The organism is Collinsella sp. LCP19S3_F2 (genome assembly GCF_052121015.1).
Lineage (GTDB): Bacteria > Actinomycetota > Coriobacteriia > Coriobacteriales > Coriobacteriaceae > Collinsella.
On record NZ_JBQKFA010000004.1, the window covers coordinates 166,376 to 190,706 of the forward strand.

At 61.4% G+C, this 24,331-nt stretch carries 21 protein-coding genes and 2 tRNA genes; 20 read left to right on the plus strand and 3 right to left on the minus strand.

Annotated elements, in window-relative coordinates:
* Nucleotides 1-47: 47 nt before the first annotated feature.
* Complete coding sequence (locus ACTQX9_RS05125; RefSeq protein ID WP_441540657.1) at nucleotides 48-1,469, minus strand: chloride channel protein; 1,422 nt, start codon at nucleotides 1,467-1,469, stop codon at nucleotides 48-50.
* 209 nt (nucleotides 1,470-1,678) lie between these two features.
* Between ACTQX9_RS05125 and ACTQX9_RS05130 the strand changes: the two genes are divergently transcribed.
* The 15 genes from ACTQX9_RS05130 (at nucleotide 1,679) to ACTQX9_RS05200 (ending at nucleotide 15,941) form a co-directional block, all read left to right on the plus strand.
* Nucleotides 1,679-2,941: a molybdopterin molybdotransferase MoeA gene (locus ACTQX9_RS05130; protein WP_441540658.1), complete on the plus strand. Its 1,263-nt coding sequence runs from the start codon at nucleotides 1,679-1,681 to the stop codon at nucleotides 2,939-2,941.
* A gap of 10 nt (nucleotides 2,942-2,951) precedes the next feature.
* Nucleotides 2,952-3,431, plus strand: coding sequence for a MogA/MoaB family molybdenum cofactor biosynthesis protein (locus tag ACTQX9_RS05135; RefSeq protein ID WP_427794485.1), 480 nt, complete (start codon nucleotides 2,952-2,954; stop codon nucleotides 3,429-3,431).
* A gap of 205 nt (nucleotides 3,432-3,636) precedes the next feature.
* Nucleotides 3,637-4,509: a molybdate ABC transporter substrate-binding protein gene (gene modA / locus ACTQX9_RS05140; RefSeq protein WP_441540659.1), complete on the plus strand. Its 873-nt coding sequence runs from the start codon at nucleotides 3,637-3,639 to the stop codon at nucleotides 4,507-4,509.
* 68 nt (nucleotides 4,510-4,577) lie between these two features.
* On the plus strand, nucleotides 4,578-6,020 hold the full coding sequence (modB, locus tag ACTQX9_RS05145; protein WP_441540660.1) for a molybdate ABC transporter permease subunit: 1,443 nt from the start codon (nucleotides 4,578-4,580) through the stop codon (nucleotides 6,018-6,020).
* A gap of 3 nt (nucleotides 6,021-6,023) precedes the next feature.
* Nucleotides 6,024-7,094 carry a sulfate/molybdate ABC transporter ATP-binding protein gene (locus ACTQX9_RS05150; RefSeq protein ID WP_441540661.1) on the plus strand — a complete coding sequence of 357 codons (1,071 nt, stop codon included), beginning with the start codon at nucleotides 6,024-6,026 and terminating at the stop codon, nucleotides 7,092-7,094.
* A gap of 429 nt (nucleotides 7,095-7,523) precedes the next feature.
* Nucleotides 7,524-8,807: a double-cubane-cluster-containing anaerobic reductase gene (locus ACTQX9_RS05155; protein WP_441540662.1), complete on the plus strand. Its 1,284-nt coding sequence runs from the start codon at nucleotides 7,524-7,526 to the stop codon at nucleotides 8,805-8,807.
* Nucleotides 8,808-8,955: 148 nt separating this feature from the next.
* Entirely contained in the window at nucleotides 8,956-10,119 is a 1,164-nt protein-coding gene (locus tag ACTQX9_RS05160; protein ID WP_441540663.1) for a double-cubane-cluster-containing anaerobic reductase, read from the plus strand.
* 155 nt (nucleotides 10,120-10,274) lie between these two features.
* On the plus strand, nucleotides 10,275-11,039 hold the full coding sequence (locus ACTQX9_RS05165) for an acyl-CoA dehydratase activase (protein WP_441540664.1): 765 nt from the start codon (nucleotides 10,275-10,277) through the stop codon (nucleotides 11,037-11,039).
* An 84-nt stretch (nucleotides 11,040-11,123) separates the two neighbouring features.
* Entirely contained in the window at nucleotides 11,124-12,173 is a 1,050-nt protein-coding gene (gene selD, locus ACTQX9_RS05170; protein WP_441540665.1) for a selenide, water dikinase SelD, read from the plus strand.
* Nucleotides 12,174-12,233: 60 nt separating this feature from the next.
* Nucleotides 12,234-12,860: a sulfurtransferase-like selenium metabolism protein YedF gene (yedF, locus tag ACTQX9_RS05175; RefSeq protein ID WP_441540666.1), complete on the plus strand. Its 627-nt coding sequence runs from the start codon at nucleotides 12,234-12,236 to the stop codon at nucleotides 12,858-12,860.
* Between the two features lie 19 nt (nucleotides 12,861-12,879).
* Nucleotides 12,880-13,131 carry a DUF3343 domain-containing protein gene (locus ACTQX9_RS05180; RefSeq protein ID WP_427795782.1) on the plus strand — a complete coding sequence of 84 codons (252 nt, stop codon included), beginning with the start codon at nucleotides 12,880-12,882 and terminating at the stop codon, nucleotides 13,129-13,131.
* Nucleotides 13,128-14,267, plus strand: coding sequence for an aminotransferase class V-fold PLP-dependent enzyme (locus tag ACTQX9_RS05185; protein WP_441540667.1), 1,140 nt, complete (start codon nucleotides 13,128-13,130; stop codon nucleotides 14,265-14,267). Before ACTQX9_RS05180 ends, ACTQX9_RS05185 begins: the two co-directional genes overlap by 4 nt.
* A gap of 67 nt (nucleotides 14,268-14,334) precedes the next feature.
* Nucleotides 14,335-15,693: a branched-chain amino acid transport system II carrier protein gene (brnQ, locus tag ACTQX9_RS05190; protein ID WP_441540668.1), complete on the plus strand. Its 1,359-nt coding sequence runs from the start codon at nucleotides 14,335-14,337 to the stop codon at nucleotides 15,691-15,693.
* Between the two features lie 91 nt (nucleotides 15,694-15,784).
* A tRNA-Pro gene (locus tag ACTQX9_RS05195) sits at nucleotides 15,785-15,861 on the plus strand.
* A gap of 6 nt (nucleotides 15,862-15,867) precedes the next feature.
* Nucleotides 15,868-15,941 (plus strand) — tRNA-Gly (locus tag ACTQX9_RS05200).
* 726 nt (nucleotides 15,942-16,667) lie between these two features.
* Here ACTQX9_RS05200 and ACTQX9_RS05205 read toward each other — a convergent pair.
* Nucleotides 16,668-17,123, minus strand: coding sequence for a PIN domain-containing protein (locus ACTQX9_RS05205; RefSeq protein ID WP_441540669.1), 456 nt, complete (start codon nucleotides 17,121-17,123; stop codon nucleotides 16,668-16,670).
* A complete protein-coding gene (locus ACTQX9_RS05210; RefSeq protein ID WP_441540670.1) occupies nucleotides 17,116-17,439 on the minus strand; it encodes a type II toxin-antitoxin system RelB/DinJ family antitoxin in 324 nt (107 codons plus the stop codon). The genes ACTQX9_RS05205 and ACTQX9_RS05210 overlap by 8 nt, the downstream gene beginning before the upstream one ends.
* 426 nt (nucleotides 17,440-17,865) lie before the next feature.
* On the opposite strand from ACTQX9_RS05210, the gene ACTQX9_RS05215 reads away from it, so the two are divergent.
* From ACTQX9_RS05215 to ACTQX9_RS05235, 5 genes are all read left to right on the plus strand, one after another.
* Nucleotides 17,866-18,384, plus strand: coding sequence for a 4Fe-4S dicluster domain-containing protein (locus ACTQX9_RS05215; protein WP_441540671.1), 519 nt, complete (start codon nucleotides 17,866-17,868; stop codon nucleotides 18,382-18,384).
* A 75-nt stretch (nucleotides 18,385-18,459) separates the two neighbouring features.
* The gene (fdhF, locus tag ACTQX9_RS05220) at nucleotides 18,460-20,682 is read left to right on the plus strand and encodes a formate dehydrogenase subunit alpha (protein WP_195239652.1); all 2,223 of its coding nucleotides are present in this window, start codon (nucleotides 18,460-18,462) and stop codon (nucleotides 20,680-20,682) included.
* A gap of 78 nt (nucleotides 20,683-20,760) precedes the next feature.
* Nucleotides 20,761-21,378 carry a 4Fe-4S dicluster domain-containing protein gene (locus ACTQX9_RS05225; RefSeq protein ID WP_441540672.1) on the plus strand — a complete coding sequence of 206 codons (618 nt, stop codon included), beginning with the start codon at nucleotides 20,761-20,763 and terminating at the stop codon, nucleotides 21,376-21,378.
* Nucleotides 21,371-23,389, plus strand: coding sequence for a hydrogenase 4 subunit B (hyfB, locus tag ACTQX9_RS05230; protein WP_441540673.1), 2,019 nt, complete (start codon nucleotides 21,371-21,373; stop codon nucleotides 23,387-23,389). Before ACTQX9_RS05225 ends, hyfB begins: the two co-directional genes overlap by 8 nt.
* Nucleotides 23,390-23,401: 12 nt before the next feature.
* The gene (locus tag ACTQX9_RS05235) at nucleotides 23,402-24,328 is read left to right on the plus strand and encodes a respiratory chain complex I subunit 1 family protein (protein ID WP_022095201.1); all 927 of its coding nucleotides are present in this window, start codon (nucleotides 23,402-23,404) and stop codon (nucleotides 24,326-24,328) included.
* The last annotated feature ends 3 nt before the right edge of the window (nucleotides 24,329-24,331 follow it).

Consider the following 24,331-nt stretch of genomic DNA (forward strand, 5'->3'; position numbering starts at 1 on the left):
CTCAGGTCGAATTGCCCCTGATTGTGGCTGCACGGCGATTATTACATCTACTCTATCAGGTCGTTGTGGCGCTCGATAGCATCCGCTACCGTACCGCCCTCATCCACAATAAGCGAGCGGCGCTTGGGAGAGATGATGCGCTGGGCAGGGTACACGCCGCGGTGTCCGCCGGCGAGATAGCTGATAAAGGCCACGATGACAAAGAACCCGGCGGCCGTGCCGTGGAACAGGTCGATGGCCATCATGCAGGTGGTGATGGGCACGTTGAGGCCGGCGCAGAACACGCCGAGCATGCCGAGAGCCGCCAGAAAACTGGGGTCGAGCCCGGTAAGGCAACCGATCCAGCCACCGAGTGCCGCGCCGATGCCAAACAGGGGCGTGACCTCGCCGCCTTGGAAGCCTGCGCCCAGGGTAAGCGCTGTGACGACCAACTTGATGGCTGCGTCCGTCAGGGTGGTGTTGCCGGCAAATCCGGCGCCGGAAAGCCACGTGGAAAGGCCGGCGTAGTCCCAGGCGTCGAGGAGGGCATAGGCGGCCAAAACCACGAGTGCGCCTATGAGTGCGCGAACGAGGTAATTGGTGATAAAGCGACCGTACAGGCTCTTGACGGTTCGAACCGACCAGGCAAAGAGGCGTGCCGTCAGACCGAAGATGATGGCGCTGATAACAACGATGACAACCGTTTTGGGCGTCATGGTGGGAACGCTGGCGATGACATTCGCCTCGTACTCGGTACCCAGGGCGAGTGATGTAAAGTAGCCGGTAAACGAGGCTACCAGGCAGTAGATGCCCGCGGTGTAGTCGATCTTGCCGATAAAGCACATCTCCATGCCAAAGAAAGCCCCGGCAAGGGGCGAGCCGAATACGGCACCAAAGGCCGACGAGATGCCGGCGAGCATGAGGTCGTGGTGGTCATGCTTTTCGAGGTGGGCGAGGCTCGAGATGTTGCTGGCGATGGTGCCGCCGATCTGCACCGCGGCTCCCTCGCGACCGGCCGATCCGCCCGTTAGGTGCGTGAGCGTGGAGCAGACGAAGGTGAGGACGGCCATGCGCATATGGATGAGGCGTGTACCCAGGGCGGAGTCAATGACCAGATTGTTGCCGCGTTTGGCGGCAAGACCGTGGTTTTTGTAGACCCACGCGGTGGCAACGCCCACAACGGGAAGCAAGGCGTAGACCCACGCATGGTGCTCGCGATAGTCGGTCGCGATATTCAACGAGGCCAAAAACGCCCAAGCGGCAACGCCCATGGCGAGCGAGACGATGACGACGAGTACGAGCAGCTTGGCGCTCGCGAGTAGGTTGCGGGCGTTGCGGCGCGTGTCGGCAGCCAAGAGATGCTCGGAGCGGGTGAGCTGTTGCCTGCCTGCCATGATGACGTCGTTCAGGGAGAAAAAGCCGCCGTCGTCGAGCGGCTGGGAATGATCCTGCGCCTCGTTTGCGCTTTCGGGTTTGTCGTTATGAGCCATACGTTCCTCTTTTAGGTTGCAACGCAAGCATTATAAAACGCGGTAAACGCGACAAGCCGGTGGGTTGGTTACCATTCTGTTTCGCTGCCTGCAACCGACAGGTGTATTTGCGGGTGCAGGTCGAGTCGCGGTCGGGCATCGGGGATTATACTGAGACAAGCATAAAGAATTGGCGCCCCTGTTGTGCGCCGTGGCATTAAGAGGTGCATATGGCTGAGAAACTCATTCCGCTGGAGGATGCGCAGTCGATTGTCCTGTCGCACGTTGCTCCGATGGATCTCATCGAGATTCCCGTGTGGCAGGCCACCGGTCTTCCCTTGGCCGAGGACGCGGTGGCCGATATCGACATCTCGCCGTTTGCCAACAGCGCTATGGACGGATATGCCGTGAGCTCGGCGGACTTGGCGCAGGCATCTGGCGAGGCGCCGGTGACGCTCGACGTTATCGGACACGAGGCCGCGGGCCATGTGTTTGAGGGCACAATCGGCGCGGGCGAGACGGTCCGCATCATGACGGGCGCGCCGGTACCCGAAGGTGCCGATGCCGTGGTGAAGTACGAGATCGTCGATGTGGTCGACGGTGACGGAAACGAGGGCTCGCACGTTCGCTTTTCGGCGCCTGCCAAGGTAGGGGAGAACGTTCGCTCTGCCGCCGAGGAGGCCCATGCCGGTGACGTCGTGATGCGTGCTGGAGAGGTTGTGGCCCCGGCGGGCGCGGGTCTGCTGGCAAGCGCCGGGTATGCAAGCGTGAAGGTGCACGCCGCGCCGCGTGTGGGCATTATCTCGCTGGGGACGGAACTGGTCGCACCGAGTAAGGTACCGGCGCGCGGTCAGATTCGCGATTCCAACTCCTCGGCGCTGATGGCCGAGGCACTCGATGCCGGCGCCGAGCCCGTGTTCTACGGCATTGCGCCCGATGATGAGCGGGCGATTGCCGAGTTGGTGCATCGTGCCGTGCAGGAGTGCGATTTTGTCATTACGAGTGGTGGCGCCTCGGCGGGCGATTACGATTTCGTGACGGCGCTCGTCCGGCGCGAGGGCGAGGTGCTGTTTGACCGCATCTCGATGCGTCCGGGCAAGGCCATTACGTTTGGCTTGCTCGCAGGTAAGCCCTACCTGGGACTTTCGGGCAATCCGGCCGCGGCGTATGTAGGCTTTGAGATGCTTGCCCGTCCGGCGATTCGCAAGATGCGCGGCTTTGCCGAGGGCGTGCGTCCCGTGCAGCGGGCGACGCTCACGCACGGCGTGAAAAAGCGACAGGATCGTCGCTTCTTCGATCGCGCTACGGTTTTGCGTGACCCCGAGACCGGTGAGTTGTTGGTGACCGAGGCCAAGACGCAGAATTCGGCGCTGCTCGGAACGATGCAGCGGGCCAACTGCCTGCTGCGTATTGACGAAGGCCCGTGTGACCTCAAGGCGGGCGACGTCGTTGATGTCGTGCGTGTCGACTTGCCTGAGGGCGCGGTGCTATAGGAGGAATGCTATGGAGCTGAAGATATCGATTGTGACGTGCTCGGATACGCGCGATCTTGCCCAGGACGAGGCGGGTGCTGCGCTCGAGGAACTCATCGCGGCGCAGGGCTGGACGGTCGCCTCGCATGTGGTCGTGCGCGACGATGTCAGCGAGATCGGTGATGCCATTGTGGAAGCGGCCGATGAGTGCCACGCCAATGTCGTGCTCACCTGCGGCGGCACGGGCCTTTCGATGCGCGACGTGACGCCCGAGGCGACGCGTGCCGTCTGCGACCGCGATGTACCGGGTATTGCAGAGGCAATCCGTGCGTACTCCATGACCAAGACGCGCCGCGCTATGCTTTCGCGCGCCGTGTGCATGCAGCGTGGGCATACGCTTGTCATCAACTTTCCGGGATCAACGAAAGCGGCCCGTGAAAGCTGGGAGGCTGTGAGCGACCAGCTGGAGCACGCAGCTCAAATGACGGCGGGCGGCGGGCACGCCAAATAAGCGCATTACCTGCGGCGGAGTGACCTTACGGGCTGCTCCGCCTTTTTTATGCAGCGACAGTGCGGGCTGTCTCGTGGTTATCGGTAAAGGAAAATTATTAGACGAGAAATATTTATCACAAACACTATTCGCGCAAAAGTATAATCTAGTAACAGAATAAAGCTTGCGGCGGGGTGCCCGGGCGTAGCGTTCGAAAGGGTTGAACATGTTCGATATGGTTTCTCGCCGCGGGTTCGTTTCACTTTCCGCTGTCGCCGCTGCCGGCCTTGGCCTTGCCGGCTGTTCCGGCAGCAAGACGTCTGGGCCGACTGGCTCCGATGCCGGTTCTGCTAAGGCATCTTCCAAGAAGGCTGTCGAGCTGCAAGTCTTTGCTGCCAACTCGCTCGAGAAGGCCCTGCCCGAGGTTCAGGTGCTCTACACAGAGCAGGCCGGCACCACGTTTGCCGACACGCAGTTTAAGGCGTCTGGCGACCTTGTCGAGCAGATGCGCGCCGGTGCCGCCGTCGACGTGCTCATCACGGCCTCCAAGGGCACCATGGACGACGCCGAGGCCGCCGAGCTCGTCGACGCCGACACGCGTGAGGACATGTTCGTCAACGACCTCGTGGTCATTCGTGCCGAGGGCTCCGACACCAAGGTCGAGGCCATCGCCGACGTCGCGAACCTGGACGGCAAGATCGCCATCGGCGATGCCAAGACCGTTCCGGCCGGCAAGTACGCCAACCAGGCGCTGGCTTCTGTGGGCCTTTATACCGGCACCGAGGGCGACGACGGCGAGTATGCGCCCGAGATCGCCGACAAGGTGGCCCTGGCCGACAAAGTTGGTACCGCCGCCGCCTATGTGTCCACGGGCGACTGCGTGGCTGGCTTTGTCTACAGCTCCGATATCTTCCGCTACGACGGCATCGAGGAGGCCTTCGTGTGCCCCAAGGATTCGCACAAGCCCATCGTGTATCCGGGCGCCGTTGCCGAGAGCTCCGAGCACGCCGACGAGGCCAAGGCGTTCATCGACTTCTGTCTGACCAACAAGAAGGCTCAGAAGATTTGGGCTAAGTACGGCTTTGAGCTTTCCGAGTAGCGCGGCTTGGCGCGATAATTCCATCGTTTTGTGTTTCACTCCGTCCTTGTATTCGCTTGGAGCTTTTTGTGCTTAATAGATTCCGCATGCTTGTCGCCTGTGCTTTGACCTTCGCGCTTTGCTGGGTGCCGGGATTTGCGTTTGCTGGGGACGCTGAGGACGGGGCCCAGGTTGCTGCGACCGCTCATGGGCTTTCCTATGGGATCGAGGGTTTTGAGCGGCTGGCCAAGGGGACCGCTCGTGCCATGGAGGGCCAGCCTGAGGGCTACCGGTTTCCCGTTGACGAGGACGTGGACCTTGTAGTGGTGCCTGCTGCCGATCGTGTTGTGGTGTGGATGTCGCCCAAGGCGGTCGAGAAGTATGGATTGGATCCGCAGGACAACGAGTGCGTATCGGGTCTCAAGGCCCTCGTCTGTGAGCTCGACAGCGCAAACTGCATGGGAGGTGCGCAGCTAGAGGACGTGGATCTTCCTTGGTATGTTACGGCGGAAACAACGTTTGAATCCGGCGGGTATACCTATGGCTTTGACGAGCGCGGTGCGGATGGGGACCGCTATGTGGTGATTGCATCAGCCTCGGGTGATGCCAAGGGCGGCGCGCGTTGGCTTGATAGCGCTCAAATGGTAGAAGCGTCGTCTGTCGTGTTGCGGGATGAGCGGGGGCCCTTGACCTCTCTGGCCTCCTTTTTGGGCGACATCGACTATCGCCCGTTTTGGGTGTCCATAAAAACGAGCGGCCTTGCCCTGCTGATCTCCTTTGCGCTGGGGCTGTTCGCCGCGTGGAAGACTATGGGTACCTCGAGTCGCATCAAGGGCCTGCTCGATTCGGTTTTTACGATTCCTATGGTGCTGCCGCCCACGGTCTGCGGCTTTCTGCTCCTCATGCTGTTTGGCCGCTCGACCGGGGTGGGCCAGTGGCTTATCGCGCACGGCATCTCGATCGTCTTTACGTGGCCGGCGGCGGTGATATCTGCCGTGGTGGTGTCGTTTCCCCTGGTCTACCGTACGGCACTCGGTGCCTTCGAGAGCCTCGACACGCAGATGCTCGACGCCGCGCGAACCTTGGGATGGTCCGAACGTCGCATCTTTGCCAAGCTCATGATGCCGCTTGGCTGGCCCTCCATCGCCGCCGGTACGGTCCTCGCCTTTGCCCGCGCAATGGGCGAGTTTGGCTGCACCCTGTTCTTTGCGGGCAACTACGCCGGTATTACGCAGACCATTCCCATCGCCATTTACTTTGAATGGATGGGCGGCAACACGTCGGTGGCCCTCTTTTGGGTCGTGGTCGTAATCATGTTCAGTTTCCTGGTCATTCTGTTTATCAACATGTACACCGCGCATTCGCAAAAGTATCGCGAGCGCGGCCTTTCCCGTGCGGAGCGCAAGCAGGCCAAAGATCTCGCCGGACGGGGCGATTCGCTCGACCCGGCGGGCGGCGATGCCTTGCGTATCGATCGCGAGGCGCTGGCCGAGCTCATGCGCGATGATGCCGCTTTGCAGGGAGGTCGATAGGCCATGTCGCTCGTTCTGGATATCAAAAAGCGCTATCCCGGGTTTACGCTCGACATGCAGCTTGAGGCCGGCGAGGAGCGCGTGGCGCTGCTGGGCGCCTCGGGTTGCGGCAAGAGCTGTACGTTGCGCTGCATTGCCGGCGTGGAGACGCCCGACGAGGGCAAGATCGTCGTCAACGGCGTGACCTTTTTTGACTCGGCGGCGGGCATCAACCTGTCGCCCCAGGAGCGCAAATGCGCCCTGCTGTTCCAAAACTATCAGCTGTTTCCCAACATGACGGTGGCCGATAACGTATGTGCTGGTGTAAAGGACGCGGGCGACGCCGCGGCGCGCAAAAGGTTGGCGGAGCGCTATCTGGGCATTTTCGGCCTGGCCGATTTTGCCGACCGCTATCCCGCGCGCCTTTCGGGCGGACAGCAGCAACGCGTGGCGCTCGCCCGCATGGTGGCGGCGCATCCGGGCATCTTTATGTTCGACGAGCCCATGAGCGCGCTCGATTCCTATCTTAAGAGCGCCCTCGAGCAGAACATGCTCGACCTGTTCGATGTGTGCAACCGCACCGTGCTCTACGTGAGCCACGACATCGACGAAGCGTGCCGCCTCTGCCAGTGCATCTGCGTGATGCATAACGGGCGCGTCGAGGAGATCGGTTCTGTCGAGGACGTGGTTCGCCGTCCGCAGACGCTGGCGGCGCTGCGCCTGACGGGCTGCAAGAACACAAGCCGCGCACGAAAGATCGGGCCCGAGGAAGTTGAGGCGCTCGACTGGGGCATGACCTTTAACGTGGGTCGCGAGGTTCCCGATAATGTGGTGTACCTGGGCATTCGCGCAAGTTACTTCCATGTTGACAACCGTGCCGAGCGGGGTCGCAACAGCTACGACCTGCATGTGGCCCGCGTGAGCGATTCGCGCTTTGAGCGGCTGGTGCTGCTGGACGTACCGCGCGTCGATGCGCCCACGCGCCTGCAGTGGAAGGTCAACAAGGTGGGCGTGCCTGTCGACGGGCTGCCGCAAGCGGGCGAGACGCTGCGCATGCATTTTGATGCCAGTAGGATCCATTTGGTCTGTCGATAGCGCCGGGTAATGCCGTCGGGGATATAAGCCTCGGCGGCTTTGCCTTGCCGTTCGCCGAATAAGGGATGACAAACTCTTATCAATCAAGATAATTATTTATTAAACGACGGCACACGATGCTGTCGTACGAATGTCAACGGTGTTCGCATGGTCGATGACCGTTGATATAGTTGACCTCAACTGGTTAAGGAGGGTGCGCACATGCCGCAGACGACATATATTCGCCGCGTTGCCGCGCGTGCCCTATATATGGCTCGGAGCCGCATATGAGCAGGTATGTTCACGGCTCCGGGAGAGACGACGCACAACTAAATAATCAGCTGCAAAGCAGGTTCCCCAAAATTCCGGGTTTGAGCACGGCCGGGCAATCGCCGTCCGTCGTGCATCGATACCGCTGTTATCCGTTTTTGGTTCGAGAGGGGAACCGTTATGGCTGAAGAATTCGATTTCCATCCGATGTGGGAGAGCCTCGGCATGAATCTTGCCGACCACGACATGCTGCTGGGCGCCGTGGGCCAGATGTACGGCGACATGTTCCTGACGCAGAACAACCGTCCCAAGTCCACGTCCTACCTGGACTTTGTCGCCACCAACATCCACAGCGGCCGCATTAAGGAGATGCTCGACAAGAAGGAGGCCGGCGAGGCCACCAAGATCGTCGGTTCGTTCTGCGTCTACGTGCCCGAGGAGATCGTACTTGCCTGCGACGGTATCCCCGTGGGTCTGTGCTCTGGTGCCGATTGGGCAACCGATAAGGTCGAGGAGCACCTGCCCCGCAACACCTGTCCGCTTATCAAGAGCTTTGCCGGCTTTAAGCTGGGCGAGGTCTGCCCCTATATTGAGTCGAGCGACCTGGTGGTGGGCGAGAACACCTGCGATGGCAAGAAGAAGGCCTACGAGTTTTTTGCCACGCAAAAGAACATGTACGTCATGGATATTCCCAACGTACACAACGAGTCGACGCTCGTGACCTGGAAGGCCGAGGTCAAGAAGCTCGCCGCCAAGATTGAGGAAGAGTGCGGCGTCAAGATTACGCCCGAGCGTCTGAAGGCCGCCATCCACGCCGTCAATGAGAAGCGTCGCGCCCTGCAGCGCCTCGCCGCCACACGCGCTGCCGACCCGGCGCCCATCAGCGGTCTCGACAGCCTGCTAACCGTCCAGGCCGCCTTTATGGACGACACGCCGCGTCTGACCGGAGCCATTAACGATATGGCGGATGAGTGCGAGCAGCGTGTCGAGGCCGGCGAGGGCGTGGCGCCCAAGGGGACCAAGCGCATCCTGTACACCGGTACGCCCATGGCCGTGCCCAACTGGAAGCTGTTCAACCTCATCGAGAAGGCCGGCGGCGTCGTGGTGGGCGAGGAGTCCTGCACGGGTTCGCGCTATTACAAGGACTTGGTCGACGAGTCCGGTGAGACGGTCGACGAGATGCTCGACGCCATCGCCGAGCGCTACTTTAAGATCAACTGTGCTGTCTTTACGCCCAACGACCAGCGTATGAAGGACATTGTCCAGATGGCCAAGGACCTGCATGCCGACGGTATCGTCGACGTGGCCCTGCAGTTCTGCACGCTCTACGAGATGGAGTCGTTTGCCGTGGAGAAGGCCGCCGAGGAGGCCGGCATTCCGTTTATGCACATCACGACCGACTACGCCGGCGAGGATGCAGGCCAACTGCAAACCAGGATTGAGGCTTTCTTGGAAACCATTTAGGGCTATCCGTCTCGGCGGTTTCCCCAGGCACCCGATCTTGCCGTTCAAACCGTCGCTTGCTACCAAAGTATGCGGCGCTCCTCTTTCACGGCAACCTCGGGCACCTGGGAAAGCCGTTTCCTTGGTTGGTAAAAAGTTTAGGAGTTATATGTCGGAAAAAATTGAGCAGCCGTTGCCGTCCACGTTTGAGGAGTTCAACGAGCAGCGCAAGGCGGCGTTTATTCGCGTCAAGGATTATAAGCAGGCGGGTAATCGCCTGGTCGGCTTTTTGTGCAGCTATACGCCGCTCGAGATTATCGATGCCGCGGGGGCTGCAAGCGTGGCTCTGTGCGGTACGTCCGACGAGGTGATTCCCGAGGCCGAGAAGGTGCTGCCGGCAAATCTATGTCCGCTCATCAAGTCGACGTACGGCTTTGCCTACTCGCAAAAGTGCCCGTTTACGTACTTTAGCGACATGATCATCGGCGAGACCACCTGCGACGGCAAGAAGAAGATGTACGAGCTGCTGGGGGAGCTCAAGCGCACGCACATTCTGCATCTTCCTCAGGGTCGCGACCGCGCCTACGAGCGTGAAGGCTGGTACGAGGAGTGCCGCCTGCTCAAGGAGGAGCTCGAGGGCTTCTACGGCATCACGATTACCGACGATGACCTGCGCGCTGCCGTCCGTCGTCGCAACCGCTTGCGTGCGGCCCAGCTCGACATGTTTGCGCTGCAGGCCAATCAGCCGGCGGCCATGAGCGGCGTCGACCTGATGAGCACCATGTTTGCCGGTACGTTCAGCTTTGATATCGAGGCCTATACGCAGCAGCTAGAGCAAAAGGTTGCCAAGCTGCGCGAGGCCTACAACGCGGGCGAGCGTCCGGTTGCGGCGGATGCCAAGCGCATTCTGATCACCGGCTGCCCGGTGGGCGGCGTGATCAACAAGATCGGTCGCACCATCGAGTCCAACGGCGGCGTGGTCGTGTGCATGGACGACTGCTCGGGTGAGCGCACGGCGGCCATGATGATCGACCCGGATGCACCCGACATTCTGCGCGCCATCGCCGACCGCTACCTGGACATCAACTGCTCGGTCATGACGCCCAACGACGGTCGTATGCAGAACACGCTGGCCATGTGCGAGAAGTACCACGTCGATGGCGTAGTGGAGAACGTGCTGCAGGCTTGTCACACCTTTAACGTGGAGAGTGCACGCATGCAGGAGGCCGTTGAGGGCGCAGGCATTCCGTATATGAAGATTGAGACCGATTACAGCAATGGCGACATGGGCCAGATTGAGACGCGCATCGCCGCCTTCATCGAAACCCTCTAGTTTCCTCAGGCACCGGATCTTGCCCCTCAAACCGTCGCTTGCGTACCCAAAGTACGCTGCGCTCCTCTTTCGGGGCAATCTCCGGCACCTGAGAAACCTAGAGCTAAGGCGCCTGAACGCGCCGCTACCTTTGATGTTTAGATTGGGAGAGAGCCATGATAGGGATCGGGATCGATATTGGGTCTACGGCGGCTAAGGCCGCTGTGGTCGATGGGGAGGGTTTGGTGGCGTGGACGTGCGTGCAGCCAACCGGGTTCTCCTCGGTCGATGCTTCCGAGCGTCTGCGTGGCGAGCTTGCCGCGGCTGGCTATGACGTGGCTGCCGATGATGTGCGCGTGGTCGCGACCGGATATGGTCGTGTCGCCGTGCCCTATGCACACAAGGTTGTGACCGAGATTACCTGCCACGGTACCGGTGCCGTGCGTCTGTTTGGCGACCATGGCACGGTGATTGACGTGGGCGGCCAGGATACCAAGGTCATTACGATCAAGGGCGGCCGCGTGGCAAAGTTCGCCATGAACGACAAGTGCGCCGCCGGTACGGGGCGCTTTTTGGAGATCATGGCCGACCGCCTGGGCATTACCCAGCAGCAGATGGCCGACCTGGCGCGTTCCGGCGAGCCCACCAAGATCAGCAGCATGTGCACGGTGTTTGCCGAGAGCGAGGTCATTAGTCTGATCGGCCGCGGCGAGCCGCGCGAGAACATTGCCCGCGGTGTGATCGAGAGCGTCGTGTCGCGTGTGGCGACCATGGCCTCGCAAGCCGCGGGCGCCCCGTACTATCTGACCGGTGGTCTGTGCGAAAACGCCTATGTCGTCGAGCGTCTTGGCGCATTGGTGGGCTCGCCGGTCACCACCTCGCCCCAGGCCCGCTTTGCCGGTGCCATCGGTGCGGCCATTCGCGCCCAGGCGCTCGCGTAGGGGGCCGGTGCGATAAATTGTCCGCTCTCGGCGCCGCCATGCGTATACTGGGAGGAACTGATTGACCGATGAGAGGAGGAATCGATGGCTGACGATCTCATGAAGCTCACGCAGATGACTGCCGCGAGCGGTTGAGCCGCTAAGTTGGCTCCTGGAGCCCTCGCCCAGGTCCTGGGCGACTTACCCAATGTACATAACGACAACCTGCTCGTGGGGTTCGATACCTCCGACGATGCGAGCGTCTTCCGCGTTGGCGATAACTTGGGCCTCGTGCAGTCCATCGACTTCTTCCCACCGATGGTCGACGACCCGTTCCTGTTTGGCCAGATCGCCGCGGCAAACTCGCTGTCGGACATATACGCCATGGGTGGGCGGCCGAGCCATGCCATGAACCTGCTTTGCATACCCAGTTGCCTGGGCGTTGAGGTTGCCGGCCAGATTCTGGCGGGCGGCGCCGACAAGTGCGTCGAGGCCTGCTGTGCCATCGCGGGCGGCCACACCATCAACGACGACGAGCCCAAGTACGGCCTGTCCGTGAGTGGCTTTGTCGCGCTTGACCGTATGCTCGCCAACAGCGGCGCACGCGTAGGCGATGTTCTGCTGCTGACCAAGGCGATCGGCTCGGGCATCATCACTACGGCCATTAAGGGCGAGCTCATCGAACAGGACGAGGCCGCAGCCATGTTTGACTCGATGCGGACCCTCAACGAGGCTCCGATTCGTCTGGCCGAGGACCTCGAGCTTCATGGCTGCACCGACATCACGGGCTTTGGCCTGATCGGACATGCGTGCGAGATGGCCGAGAGCTCGGGCGTGCAGATTGAGCTTGTGTCGGGGGCGGTGCCGCTCTTTGACCAGGTGCTCGACATGGCACGTCTGGGCATTATCCCTGCCGGCGCCTACCGCAACCAGGACTTCTTTGGCTCGCGCGTGGCGGTCGACGATGGTCTGGAGCCGGGGATGCTGGATGCGCTGTACGATCCGCAGACCTCGGGCGGCCTGCTTATCGCGGCACCTGCTGCCGATGTGGATGAGCTTGCGCGCCGTCTGCATGCCGAAGGACGTATCGCCTCCGTCGTCGGCCTCGTGTGCGAGCCGGTGCCGGGCGGTTCTGCCGTCCACGTTGTCCGCTAGCCCGCACGTTTATGTAACTGTTTACCGTTCTCTAGAACGGTTCTTTCGAAAGGAAATGCTATGTCTACCAAGATTGAAGTCAATGCCATGGGCGATGCCTGCCCGCTGCCCGTCGTCAAGACGCTTAAGGCGCTCAAGCAGCTCGATGGCGAGGGCGTTGTCGTGACCTCGGTCGATAACGAGACCGCCGTCAAGAACATCTCCAAGATGGCGCAGGAGAAGGGCTGCACGGCCTCGGTCGAGAAGGTTTCTGACGCCGAGTGGCACGTGACCGTGGCGACCGCCAGTGCCGTGGCCGTTGCGGACCCCGAGCAGGACGGTGCTGCCTTCTGTGATGCCAGCGCCGGCAAGGGCAAGCTCGTCATTTCCGTCTACACCGACTGCATGGGCCGCGGCGACGACGAGTTGGGCCACAAGCTCATGAAGGCGTTCATCTTTGCCGTGACTCAGCAGGAGGAGCTGCCCGCGACCATGCTGTTCTACAACGGCGGCGCTAAACTTACCGTCGAGGGCTCGCCGGTGCTCGATGACCTGAAGGGTCTGGCCGAGCAGGGCGTCGAGATTCTCACCTGCGGTACCTGCCTGGACCACTTTGGCATTAAAGACCAGCTTGCGGTGGGCGAGGTCACCAACATGTACGTGATCGTGGAGAAGATGGAGCAGGCCGTGCGCGTCGTGCGCCCGTAGCGTATTGGTTGGAGTTGCCATGAGGGAGAAGCGCCCGGCGCTTGTCATCACGTTTCCCACCACGGCGGCCGCCATGGGCTGCGAGACCCTATGCATCGAGCGCGGCCTTCCCGGGCGCACGATTCCCGTGCCCGGGGAGGTCGCTGCCGGCTGCGGCTTGGCGTGGAAGGCGTTGCCTGCCGATGAGGAGCTGCTGCGCGCCGAGCTTGCCGCAGCTGGTGTTCCCACCGAGGGCTTTACGGTGATTGACATGTGGGAGGTCGTGCGATGATCTATCTGGATAACGCGGCGACGACCATGCATAAGCCGCAGACGGTCATCGATGCCGTGACGCAGGCGATGTGCTCGCTCGGCAATGCCGGGCGCGGCGCCACGTCGGGTGCTCTCGATGCGGCTCGTACGATTCACGGTTGCCGTGCTAAGCTCGCGCGCCTTTTGGGTTGCCCGAGAGCGGACCATGTGTGCTTTACGCCCAACTCCACGGCTGCGCTCAACACCGCCATCTGTGGCGTGGTGCGCCCCGGCGACCGTGTGGTTGCGACGGTGCTCGAGCACAACTCGGTGCTGCGTCCGCTCAACCGCCTGGCGGCGGAACAGGGTGTGGCGGTTGAGCATGCGGGCTGCGACGCGAACGGCGTGCTCGACTACGACGAGCTCGAGCGGTTGGTCACGCCGGACACGCGCGCTGTGGTGGTGACGCACGCCTCCAACGTAACCGGCAACGCAGTCGACATTGCGCGCGTGGCGGCTATGGCCCATGCGGCAGGTGCGCTGGTGATCGTCGATGCCTCGCAGTCTGCCGGCACGGCGCATATCGATATGCACGCCATGGGGCTCGACGTGGTGTGTTTTACCGGCCACAAGGGGCTTATGGGTCCGCAGGGGACCGGCGGCCTAGCCGTGGCGGAAGGCATTGACGTGGCACCGTGGGCCATGGGCGGCACCGGTGTACACAGCTTCGATGCGCTGCAGCCGCTTGAGTGGCCCACGCGCCTTGAGGCGGGCACGCTCAACGGTCACGGTATCGCGGGCCTTTCTGCCAGCCTCGACTTTATCGAGGCCCAGGGCGGGATCGAGGCGATTGCGGCGCATGAGCGCTCGCTTGCAGAGCGCTTCCTTGCCGGCGTGCGCGAGATTCCGGGGATTAAGCTCTACGGTGCCTTTGACCAGCCCGTGCGCTCGGCGATCGTCTCACTCAACGTGGGCGATATCGACTCTGCCCAGATTTCGGACGCGCTCATGCAGGGGTGGGGGATTGCGACGCGCCCCGGCGCCCATTGTGCCCCGCTCATGCACCGCGCGCTCGGGACCGAGCGTCAGGGTGTCGTTCGTTTCTCGTTTGGGTATTTCAACACGGACGGGGAAGTCGACACCGCGATTGACGCGCTCCGCGATTTAGCCTGCTAGAGCGTATATACTTGCGGGACGGGTCTTTTGCCCGTCCCGTTTTTGTTTCGACCCGAAAGGTGGTCCCATGGCCTCATCCGCCCCGCGCGGCCTGCGCTCCGACCATGTCGTTACCGTCGGCATCGCCCTGTTCTCGATGCTCTTTGGCGCCGGCAACCTCATCATTCCGCCGCTGCTGGCGCTGCAGGCAGGCTCTGCCACGCCGCTCGCCATGCTCGGCTTTCTCATCGCCGCCATCGGTCTGCCCGTCATGGGCTTTATCGCCGTGGCGCTTGCCGGAACGGCGCGCGAGCTGGCCGGGCGTGTGCATCCTAAATTTGGAGAATTCTTCGTTGCGGCGGTGTATCTAGCCATCGGCCCGTGCCTGGCTATTCCGCGCACGAGCTCCACGGCCTTCGAGATGCTGGTACCGCTGCTGCCCGAGGGCGTCTCGCTCGGCACGGCTCGCCTGGTGTTTGCCGTTGGCTTCTTTGTCGTCGCGTTTGCGCTCACGCTGCGTCCGGGCGTTATCACGCGCGTGCTCGGCCGCATTACGGGCCCCGCGCTCATTGCGCTCATCGTGCTGGTCGTGGGTGCCGCCGTGGTCTCGCCGTTGGGTCCCGCTGGCGCGCCGCAGGCTCCCTACGACGCAGGCGCTGCCGTGCAGGGGTTTTTGACCGGCTACCAGACCATGGACCTGCTTGCGTCGCTCGCCTTTGGCATTATCATCGCCGAGACCATCCACGAGCTGGGCGTGACCGATGACAAGCGCGTGGCCTTCGAGATTTCGCGTTCCGGTGTGATCGCCGGTGTGCTCATGGCCATCATCTACTGCGGCCTGGCGCTTGCCGGCATGCAGCTCGGCACGGTTATACCCGACGCTACCAACGGCGCCGCCATCCTTGCCCGCTCTGCCTCCATACACTTTGGTCTTGCCGGCACGGTCGTGGTCTTTGCGATCTTTTTCCTCGCCTGCATGAACGTGTGCATCGGCCTCATCAGCTGCTGCTCGCGCTACTTCTGCGAGACGTATGTGGTCGAAGGGGGAGCGGGGGCTTCCGAGGAGGCTATGCGCCGTCCCTTCGCGGTTCTCGCCTTTGTGTTCGCGGCGTTTTCTTGCGTGCTCTCCAACGTGGGCCTCGACGCGATCCTCATGTTCTCGGTGCCCATGCTCAACGCCCTGTATCCCGTTGCCATCGTGCTGGTGCTTATGGGCCTGGTGCACGGTTTTTGCGATGCGCATCCGCAGGTGTGGGTCTGGGTCGGCGGCGTCGTCGCGGTGCAGAGCGTGATCACCTCGGTCCGCGACGCGTTCTTTGCGGGCGCGTGGCTGCCGTTCGATGCGCTGCCGCTGGCAGATATCGGCGCTGCTTGGGCGCCGGTCGCCGTGGTGGCGTTTGTGATCGGTCTGGTTCATAGCCAGTTTGTCGCACATTCGAGGAGCTAGGGTATCGTCGCTTGCACAGGCGGGAAGTCTCCCCTATAATTTCCTTCGCTTTGGGACACGCAAGGTTTAGACCTTAGCTGCTCAACACCTTCGGGACGTGGCGCAGTTTGGTAGCGCGCCTGCTTTGGGAGCAGGATGTCGCAGGTTCAAATCCTGTCGTCCCGACCATATCTTGCGGGCGTAGTTCAATGGTAGAACCCCAGCCTTCCAAGCTGATGACGCGGGTTCGATTCCCGTCGCCCGCTCCATAGGATAGTTTTAACGGCTTTGGCTCCATTTGCTGCCAGAGCCGTTTTCATAAGCGTGCCGGGCGACGGGGATCGAACCCGGCAGGGTGCGAAGCTGAGAAAATGCGTGAGCATTTTCCAGCGCAGCACGCAAGGGCCAATGGCCCGCAGCGAAACAAGGGTTTGCGAAGCAAACCCTTGGACTTCCCGTCGCCCGTTCCACAAGATAGATGAATGGCTCTGCTTCCTTTTGGAAGCAGAGCATTTTCATATACATGCCGTGAACCCCACATTCCCTCCTAAGTTGCGGTGAAATACGGACTGTCTATTGGCTTTTGTGAACCTATTGAAGGCTGGGGTAGCTAATTTGGGACGGGGCTTTTTGACTACTCTAGCGATCGGCTGGCAAATGTGGTCAAAAACCCCTGTTCCAAAATGACTGGTCTGGTGCTGAGCCACGAAAGCGGCCCATCTACTACGTTTGGCCCGCAGGGGTCGACCAAAGCAGCATTTTCGGAAAATCGGTAAGCCGTCTACCAGCGGTTTTGATATTTCGGATTTCGGTGTGGTCGAGGGTAATCGGTTAAACGTAGTAGATAGGCCCATGTCGTGGCGAACAGTAGGATTCACGGTCCAAGGTTGCCGGTTTCGGATGGACAACCTGGAAGTTGCGGTGGAATAGTTCCTAAAAGACCCGTGGAAGCTTGAAAACAGGAACTATTTCACAGCAACTTAAGGAGGATGGGGTTAGCTGCGGGGGCGGTGGCGGAGCTTGTCGATGGTGGAGTCGGTGCTTCGGCTGCGGGCGTCGGCGGCGGTTTGGCGCTGGCGGCGGTAGTCGATCATGCCTTGGATGATGGGCTTGCCAAAGCTCACGACGTCGTCGTTATAGATGGCGGTTCGGGCTGCGAGGAGGCAGTCGGTAAAGTCCATATGGGTCTTGCCAAAGAGTTTGATGGCAAGGGCGATAACGGTGGGCTCGTCGACCATGACGTCATCGAGCAGCTTGGTCATGGCCGTCGCAATCTCCACGCGCGGGACCTTGTAGACGTCGCGCAGCGTAACGGCGACGCGCGTGATGATTTCGGGGTAGACGCGAGCGGTGCGCGTGGCGATGACCTTGGCGGCGCGCGGTGACAGAACTTCGTCGTCGTCAAGCAGGTAGCGTAGGATGACGGTCTCGTCGATGATGGTGCTACTCATGGATATCTACTTCCTCGGGGCCCAAAACCGAATCGTCGCTTTCTGTGGCAAGGTATTCAATCCAGGCATTGCGCTCCTCGGCGCGGCGATTGGGGTCACCATATGCTTTGAGCGATCCATAGGCGGCGGTGCCGTTCTTTGAGCGCACGGCGACCGGCTGAAAGGGGAGCTTGCGCATCAAAATGCTTTGCGCGACAAATAAGCGGACAGCCTCGGCGAGCGATGTGCCCATGGCATCGTAGAGATGCTCGGCATGCTGTTTGTCCTCTTCGCGAATGCGCACCTGCAGGATGGCTCTTTTTTGAGTCGATGACATCACTGGCCCCCTTAATGAGCGTGCAATATAGTCGGTCATATGCGGCATGTGCCGATACTTGAGCATCTTATAACGATTGCTTTATTTCACTCAAGTTGATAACCATAAACACGAATACAAGCGTAGTACATCCAAAATGAGAGCGCATAAAAATCTCTGAGGCGTACGCATGTAATACACTCACCTTTATAGCTTCTAGAGAATAATTCCAACCTGCCAAAACCCCTGCAATACACCCGTATTGCAGGGCCTATGCTCAAGTTTGCCCCCTGCAACTGCGTATATTTAACCTGTATATCGTTGGAGAAACTCTACCGAGTGCATGTTTCGCCGCATGCATTCGATTCGTCGATGCCAGGCCACGGGCGGCTTGGGTCAATGTCGACAGGGTCTCTCCGGCAAGGGATTCAGGAGGGAGTGAACAACATGGGCAATAAGCGAGTCGTAGCCGATTCTTCGCGCTGCATTGGGTGTCAAACCTGCATGGCGGCGTGTATCGAGGCGCACGACATCCCCGGTAACATCGCCGCGCCGCGCCTGCGCGTGACGCGTACGTACGAGATCTCCGCACCGGTGGCTTGCCATCACTGCGAGGATGCCCCGTGCGCGAAGGCCTGCCCCACGGGCGCCTTGTTCTTTGATCCAAAGAACCATCGCATCGGTGTTAACGAGGACAACTGCATCGGCTGCAAGAGCTGCGTCATGGCCTGCCCCTTTGGCGCCGTGAGTGTGGCGACCACGCAGGTTCCGGTCTTGATGGGCGACGTTCGCGTGGGTTCGCAGATCAAGAGCTTCGTGCTCAAGTGCGACCTGTGCGTGGACCGTCCCGGCGGTCCGGCGTGTGCCGAGGCGTGCCCGACCAAGGGCCTCACCCTGGTAGACGAGGAGCGCCTGGCAGAACTGACTGCCGAGCGTGCCCGCGCCACCATCGAAAACGAGGCGTAAGCGTTGGGGCGACAGGCCCAATGATTGTCAAATTAGTACCGAGTAATCGGTAGCAGAAAAAGGAAGGAGGGTGTCATGGAGAAGCATAAAGTGATCTGCCCGTATTGCGGCGCCGGTTGCCAGTTTAACCTCCTGGTCCAAAACGGCCAGGTCGTGGGCACCGAACCGCTCAACGGCATCACCAACCAGAGCGAGCTGTGCCTTAAGGGCATGAGCGGCTATGACTTCATCAACGACACCAAGATCTTGACTCCTCGCGTACTGCACCCGATGATCCGCCGCACCAAGGGCGCGGATCTTGAGCGCGTAAGCTGGGACGAGGCACTGGATTTCACCGCATCTAAGATGCAGGCCATAATTGACGAATATGGTCCTAACGCTGTCATGACCACCGGCTCTTCGCGAGGCGGCGGCAATGAGGCGAACTACGTCATGCAGAAGTTTACGCGCGCGTGCATCGGCACCCACAGCGTGGACAACTGCGCCCGTACTTGACACGGCCCTACTGTCCTCGGTCTGATGGACACGGTTGGTTCAGGTTGCATGTCATGCTCCATCCCCGGTATGGAGGATGCGGGCTGCATTTTCCTCTTCGGCTATAACCCTGCCGATTCGCACCCCATCGTCGCAAGGCGTATCGTGCGAGCCAAAGAAAAGGGTTGCAAGATCATCGTTGCCGACCCGCGCCATATCGAAACCGCGCGTATCGCCGATCTCTACCTTCCGATCAAGAACGGTTGCAACGTTGCGTTCCTCAACGCCTTTGCCAACTGCTTGGTCAACGATGGCCTCTACGACAAGGAATTCGTCGCCGAGCACACGAACGGCTTTGACGAGTGGTGGGAGACCATCAAGAACTACACTCCCGAATCCGTACAGGACATCACGGGTGTCGAGCCCGCGTTGATCCACCAAGCTGCCGAGATGTACGCCACGGCGAAGCCCTCTGCCATCATTGGCTGGGGTATGGGCGTATGCCAGCAGAAGCAGAACCTGAAGACGGTGCACACCATCGCCTCCATCGCCTGCGTTGCCGGCCAGATCGGCAAACCCAATTCCGGCCTCGCGCCCGTGCGCGGTCAGAATAACGTCCAGGGCTCCTGCGATATGGGCATGCTGCCCAACCTGTACCCTGGCTACCAGAAGGTCACCGACCCGGCAGTGCGTGCCAAGTTTGCCAAGGCATGGGGCGTGCCCGAGGAAAAGCTCCCGCTCGAGGAGGGCTACAAGCTCACCGACCTGGGCCACCTGGTCGACGAGGGCAAGGTGCACTGCTTCTACAACTACGGCGAGGACCCGGTGCAGACCGAGCCCGATTCGGCCGGTATGCGCAAGACGCTCTCCGAGCTGGATCTGTTCATTTGCCAGGACATCTTTATGACGCAGACGACCATGCTCGCCGACGTCATCCTGCCCGCTACCTCTTGGGGCGAGCACGAGGGTGTCTTTACCGCATCCGACCGTAGCTTCCAGCACTTTGACGCGGCCGTTCCGCCCAAGGGCGAGTGCCGTCACGACTGGGAGATCTTCGCGGACCTGTCCACGCGTATGGGTTACCCCATGCACTACGACAACACCGAGCAGATCTGGAACGAGTGCATTAGCCTGTGCCCCAACTTTGTGGGCGCGACCTACGAGAAGATGGCTCCCGAGGGCGGCTACGCCCAGTGGCCCGTCAAGAGCACCGATGTGAACGACCACGGTACGCCCGACATGTTCGCTGGTGGCAAGTTCACCACCAAGGACGGCCGCGCCAACCTGATGGCGCACGATTGGGAGGCGCCCTCCGAGCTTCCCGACGATGAGTACCCGCTCATCCTGTGCACCGTCCGCGAGGTCGGCCACTACAGCTGCCGCTCGATGACCGGCAACTGCAAGACGCTGGCGCTGCTTGCCGACGAGCCCGGCTTTGTCCGCATGAATCCCGCGGACGCCGAGGCACGCGGCATCAAGAATGGCGACATCGTCTCGATTCACAGCCGCCGCGGCCAGGTATACAGCCGTGCCGACGTGAGCGATCGCATCAACAAGGGCACGGTCTACATGACCTACCAGTGGTGGATCGGCAAATGCAACGAGCTGACCATTCACAAGGTCGACCCGGTCTCGCACACGCCCGAGGACAAGTTCTCCGCCTGCCAGGTCGACGCTATCGCCGACCAGGTCTGGGCCGAGGGCGAAGTCGAGCGTCAGTACACCGAGCTCAAGCAGGCTCTGGTGGACGCCGCCGCTCCCCAGGACGTTGAGCCCGGCGCCGCCAAGTTCGACGACGAGACGCACGTGAACCAAATCGTGTAGTCCCGTTCTCGTTGGCTTATTGGGCCGGGCGTCCCGTACGTTCGGGAGCCCGGCCCGTTATTTTGAAAGGAAGTGGGGATGAACCGCTTCATCGACATCAACCCGGAGAGGTGCATCGGCTGCGGAACATGCCAGTCCGCCTGTGCCGACGCCCACCGGATGCAGGGTCTTCAGGATACGCCGCGTCTGGCGCTCGTGAAGACCGGCGGTATTTCGGCCGCCCTTGCCTGCCACCATTGCGAGGGTGCCCCCTGCGCCGAGGTCTGCCCGGTGAATGCCATCGAGCACGATGGCGATCGCATCCACGTCAAGGAGCAGGAGTGCATCGGGTGCAGGCTGTGCGCCATCGCGTGCCCCTTCGGAGCCATCCATCCCGATGGCACGTCTATCGCCGGTGTCGCAGGCATGTGCGACCCGACGCCTTCGTATCCTAAGTCCCTGAGCAGCCTGCTTACGTGGGCTCCCGGCCAGTACACCTGCGCCGTCAAGTGCGACCTGTGCGCCTTCGATCCGGACGGCCCGCATTGTGTGGCGGCGTGCCCCACCAAGGCACTGACCGTCATGGGCGGCGCGGTCGATCGCGAGCTCGACGAGGCCAAGCGCCTGCGCTCGATCGAAAACGGTCCGGCCGTCGACGTTACCGCCGTGGCCCAGGGTCTGTCCGAGAAAGCAGAAGGGAGCGTAAACAATGGATAGCATGACGCTGTTTATCGCATCGCTTGCCGTCTCGTGCATCGGTGCGCTCGCCTCGGTTCTGCTGATCAAGGCCGATAACGCCGCCAAGACCGCCGGATGCCTTATCGGCGCCGCCGCCGCGGTGCTTTCGTTTGTGGCCGGTATCCAGGCCGTGCTGGGCGATGTCACGTCGGTCGACACCATCGTGTTCTTCCCGTTTGCCCATTTCCAGCTGCTGCTCAATCAGCTGTCCGGCCTGTTCATGGCGCTCATCTCGGTGCTCGCGTTTGCCGGTTCGATCTACGGTCTCAACTACTTTGATGAGTACCCGGGCAAAAAGGGCCGCGCCGGCTTCTTTTTTAACACCTTCGTGGCGTCCATGATGCTCGTCATCACCGCCGACAACGTGTTTTGGTTCCTGGTTGCCTTTGAGCTCATGTCGCTGACCTCGTACTTCCTGGTCGTGATCGAGGAGAACGAGAACTCCATCCATGGCGGTTGGCTCTACTTTGTAATCGCGCACGTGGGCTTTGTGCTCATCATGGCGAGCTTCCTCACCATGACCAACTTCGCCGGTGGCTCGTTTGCCTTTGCGGATTTCCGCGCCACGCAGTTTAGCCCCGCGGTCGCATCCGTGTGCTTCGTGCTCGCCTTCTTTGGCTTTGGCGCCAAGGCCGGTATCATCCCGTTGCACGGCTGGCTGCCCAAGGCACATCCCGAGGCGCCGTCCAACGTGTCGGCCCTCATGTCCGGCGGCATGATCAAGATCGGTATCTTCGGCATCCTCAAGGTGGGCCTCGACCTGCTCTCCGCCTCGGGCGTTCAGGTCTGGTGGGGCCTGATGGTCATGGTGTTCGGTGCGATCTCGTCGGTTCTCGGCGTGGCCTTCGCCCTGCAGGAGCATGACATCAAGCGCCTGCTGGCCTATCACTCTGTCGAGAACATCGGCATCATTCTGCTCGGCGTCGGCGCCTCCATGGCCGCCATGGCGCTCGACTCGGTCGGCATCGCCGTCCTGGCCCTGATGGCCGCCCTCTACCACACGTTTAACCACGCGATGTTTAAGGGCGAGCTGTTCCTGGGCGCTGGTGCGCTGCTGTACTCTACGGGTACGCGCAATATGGAGAAGATGGGCGGCTTGTTCCGTCGTATGCCGGCAACGGCCATCTGCTTTCTCGTTGGCGCGCTTGCCATCTCGGCCATCCCGCCCTTCAACGGCTTTGTGTCCGAGTGGTTTACCTACCAGTCGCTGTTTAACGCCGCCATGCAGGGCGACAAGGCCGTCATAATCGTGGCCGTGTTCGCTGCCGTCGCGCTTGCCGTTACCGGCGCGCTGGCTGTCACGTGCTTCGTCAAGGCCTATGGCGTCTCCTTTGCCTCCGCGCCCCGCTCCGAGGCCGCGGCCAATGCCAAGGAGGTTCCCGCCCCCATGGTGTTTGCGCAGGGCCTGCTCGCGGCCATCTGCGTCGTGCTGGGCATTGGCGCTCCCGTGATCGCGCCCGTGCTGGTCGATGTCGCCGCGTCCGTGCTGCATCCGTACGGTGGCGTGTTTGCCGCCGAGGGCATGGAGCTCATGAACCAGTACTCCGGCGCTGCCACCTCCACGCCCGCGATCGCCATTGCGCTCGTGGTGCTCGTCGGCCTTGCCTGCGGTTATCGCAAGCTCAAGACCGTCGGCAAGGTGCAGAAGTCCCAGCCGTGGGCATGCGGCTATGCTCCCAACGAGCATATGCCCGTCGTGGCCACGACCTTTGCCTCCGAGGTGTCCTGGTTTATGCAGCCGCTCTATACGCTGCGTGACCGCTGCACGGCCGTCTGCTGGTCCATCGCGCACTTCTTCCAGAAGCTCACCGGTGTGGCCGAGGCTGTGGAGCCCGTACCCGACAAGGTTCTCGTCGATGCCCCGCATAAGGGTGTCGAGAAGCTCGCCGACCTCGCGACTAAGCTCGAGGGCGGCAACTACAGCATCTATATCTGCTACATCGTCGCGGCACTCGTGGTGTTCCTCGTGCTCGCCGTGCAAATGGGTTAAGGAGGGGAGAGCATGAACAACATCGTACTTGCCGTTCTGCAGGGCGTGGTCGTCATGGCCGTCGCACCGTTCTTCTCCGGTCTCGGCCGCGTGATCCGCGCCAAGATGCACAACCGTCGCGGCCCCAGCATCATGCAGGACTACCGCGACCTGGCCAAGCTCTTTGCGCGCCCCGAGTCCCAGAGCGAGGATGCGAGCTTTGCGCTGCGCATCATGCCGCCGCTGTTCTTCGCCGTCGCCTTTATGCTCGCGATGGGCCTGCCGCTCTTTACGGCACAAAGCCCCATCCCGGTCTTTGGTGACGCCATCACCATTATGTACAGCCTGGCGCTCGCCCGCTTCTTCTTCGCCCTCTGCGGTGTGGATTCGTCCAACGCCTACGCCGGCATCGGCGGCGTCCGCGAGCTGCTCATGAGCGTGCTCATCGAGCCGTCCATGCTGCTGGCGCTGTTTGCCGCCGCCCTGGTGTGCGGTTCCACCGACATCGCCACCATGGGTCAGCACATCATGACGGGCGCTATCGACGCGCCGGTCGCCGTGATCCTCGCCGGCATCGCCTTTGCGATTGCCTGCTACATGGAGCTCGGCAAGCTGCCGTTTGACCAGGCCGAGGCCGAGCAGGAGCTTCAGGAAGGCCCGCTTGCCGAGCTTTCCGGCCCGTCGCTCGCCATGGCCAAACTTGCCATGTCCATGAAGCAGGTCCTGGTCGTTGCTTGGTTCTGCGCGATCTTCGTCCCCTGGGGCGAGCCCGCGACCGTGGGCGCCGCCGCCGTTCTGGGTGCAGTCATCTTCCTGGTGAAGTGCCTGATCGACTTTGTCGTGTGCGGCGTGATCGAGAACTCCTGCTCGCGCTCGCGTTTTAAGGTGCTCGGCAATCAGACCTGGGCCGTCGTGGGCATCGCCGTTCTGGCGTTTGTCTTCGTGGTCGTCGGCGTGTAGGAG

Coding starts and splice junctions, on each gene's coding strand:
- ACTQX9_RS05125 (WP_441540657.1), bottom strand. CDS start 1,469: ATGGCTCATAACGACAAACCCGAAAGCGCAAACGAGGCGCAGGATCAT.
- ACTQX9_RS05130 (WP_441540658.1), top strand. CDS start 1,679: ATGGCTGAGAAACTCATTCCGCTGGAGGATGCGCAGTCGATTGTCCTG.
- ACTQX9_RS05135 (WP_427794485.1), top strand. CDS start 2,952: ATGGAGCTGAAGATATCGATTGTGACGTGCTCGGATACGCGCGATCTT.
- modA (WP_441540659.1), top strand. CDS start 3,637: ATGTTCGATATGGTTTCTCGCCGCGGGTTCGTTTCACTTTCCGCTGTC.
- ACTQX9_RS05150 (WP_441540661.1), top strand. CDS start 6,024: ATGTCGCTCGTTCTGGATATCAAAAAGCGCTATCCCGGGTTTACGCTC.
- ACTQX9_RS05155 (WP_441540662.1), top strand. CDS start 7,524: ATGGCTGAAGAATTCGATTTCCATCCGATGTGGGAGAGCCTCGGCATG.
- ACTQX9_RS05160 (WP_441540663.1), top strand. CDS start 8,956: ATGTCGGAAAAAATTGAGCAGCCGTTGCCGTCCACGTTTGAGGAGTTC.
- ACTQX9_RS05165 (WP_441540664.1), top strand. CDS start 10,275: ATGATAGGGATCGGGATCGATATTGGGTCTACGGCGGCTAAGGCCGCT.
- yedF (WP_441540666.1), top strand. CDS start 12,234: ATGTCTACCAAGATTGAAGTCAATGCCATGGGCGATGCCTGCCCGCTG.
- ACTQX9_RS05180 (WP_427795782.1), top strand. CDS start 12,880: ATGAGGGAGAAGCGCCCGGCGCTTGTCATCACGTTTCCCACCACGGCG.
- ACTQX9_RS05185 (WP_441540667.1), top strand. CDS start 13,128: ATGATCTATCTGGATAACGCGGCGACGACCATGCATAAGCCGCAGACG.
- brnQ (WP_441540668.1), top strand. CDS start 14,335: ATGGCCTCATCCGCCCCGCGCGGCCTGCGCTCCGACCATGTCGTTACC.
- ACTQX9_RS05205 (WP_441540669.1), bottom strand. CDS start 17,123: ATGAGTAGCACCATCATCGACGAGACCGTCATCCTACGCTACCTGCTT.
- ACTQX9_RS05210 (WP_441540670.1), bottom strand. CDS start 17,439: ATGTCATCGACTCAAAAAAGAGCCATCCTGCAGGTGCGCATTCGCGAA.
- ACTQX9_RS05215 (WP_441540671.1), top strand. CDS start 17,866: ATGGGCAATAAGCGAGTCGTAGCCGATTCTTCGCGCTGCATTGGGTGT.
- ACTQX9_RS05225 (WP_441540672.1), top strand. CDS start 20,761: ATGAACCGCTTCATCGACATCAACCCGGAGAGGTGCATCGGCTGCGGA.
- hyfB (WP_441540673.1), top strand. CDS start 21,371: ATGGATAGCATGACGCTGTTTATCGCATCGCTTGCCGTCTCGTGCATC.
- ACTQX9_RS05235 (WP_022095201.1), top strand. CDS start 23,402: ATGAACAACATCGTACTTGCCGTTCTGCAGGGCGTGGTCGTCATGGCC.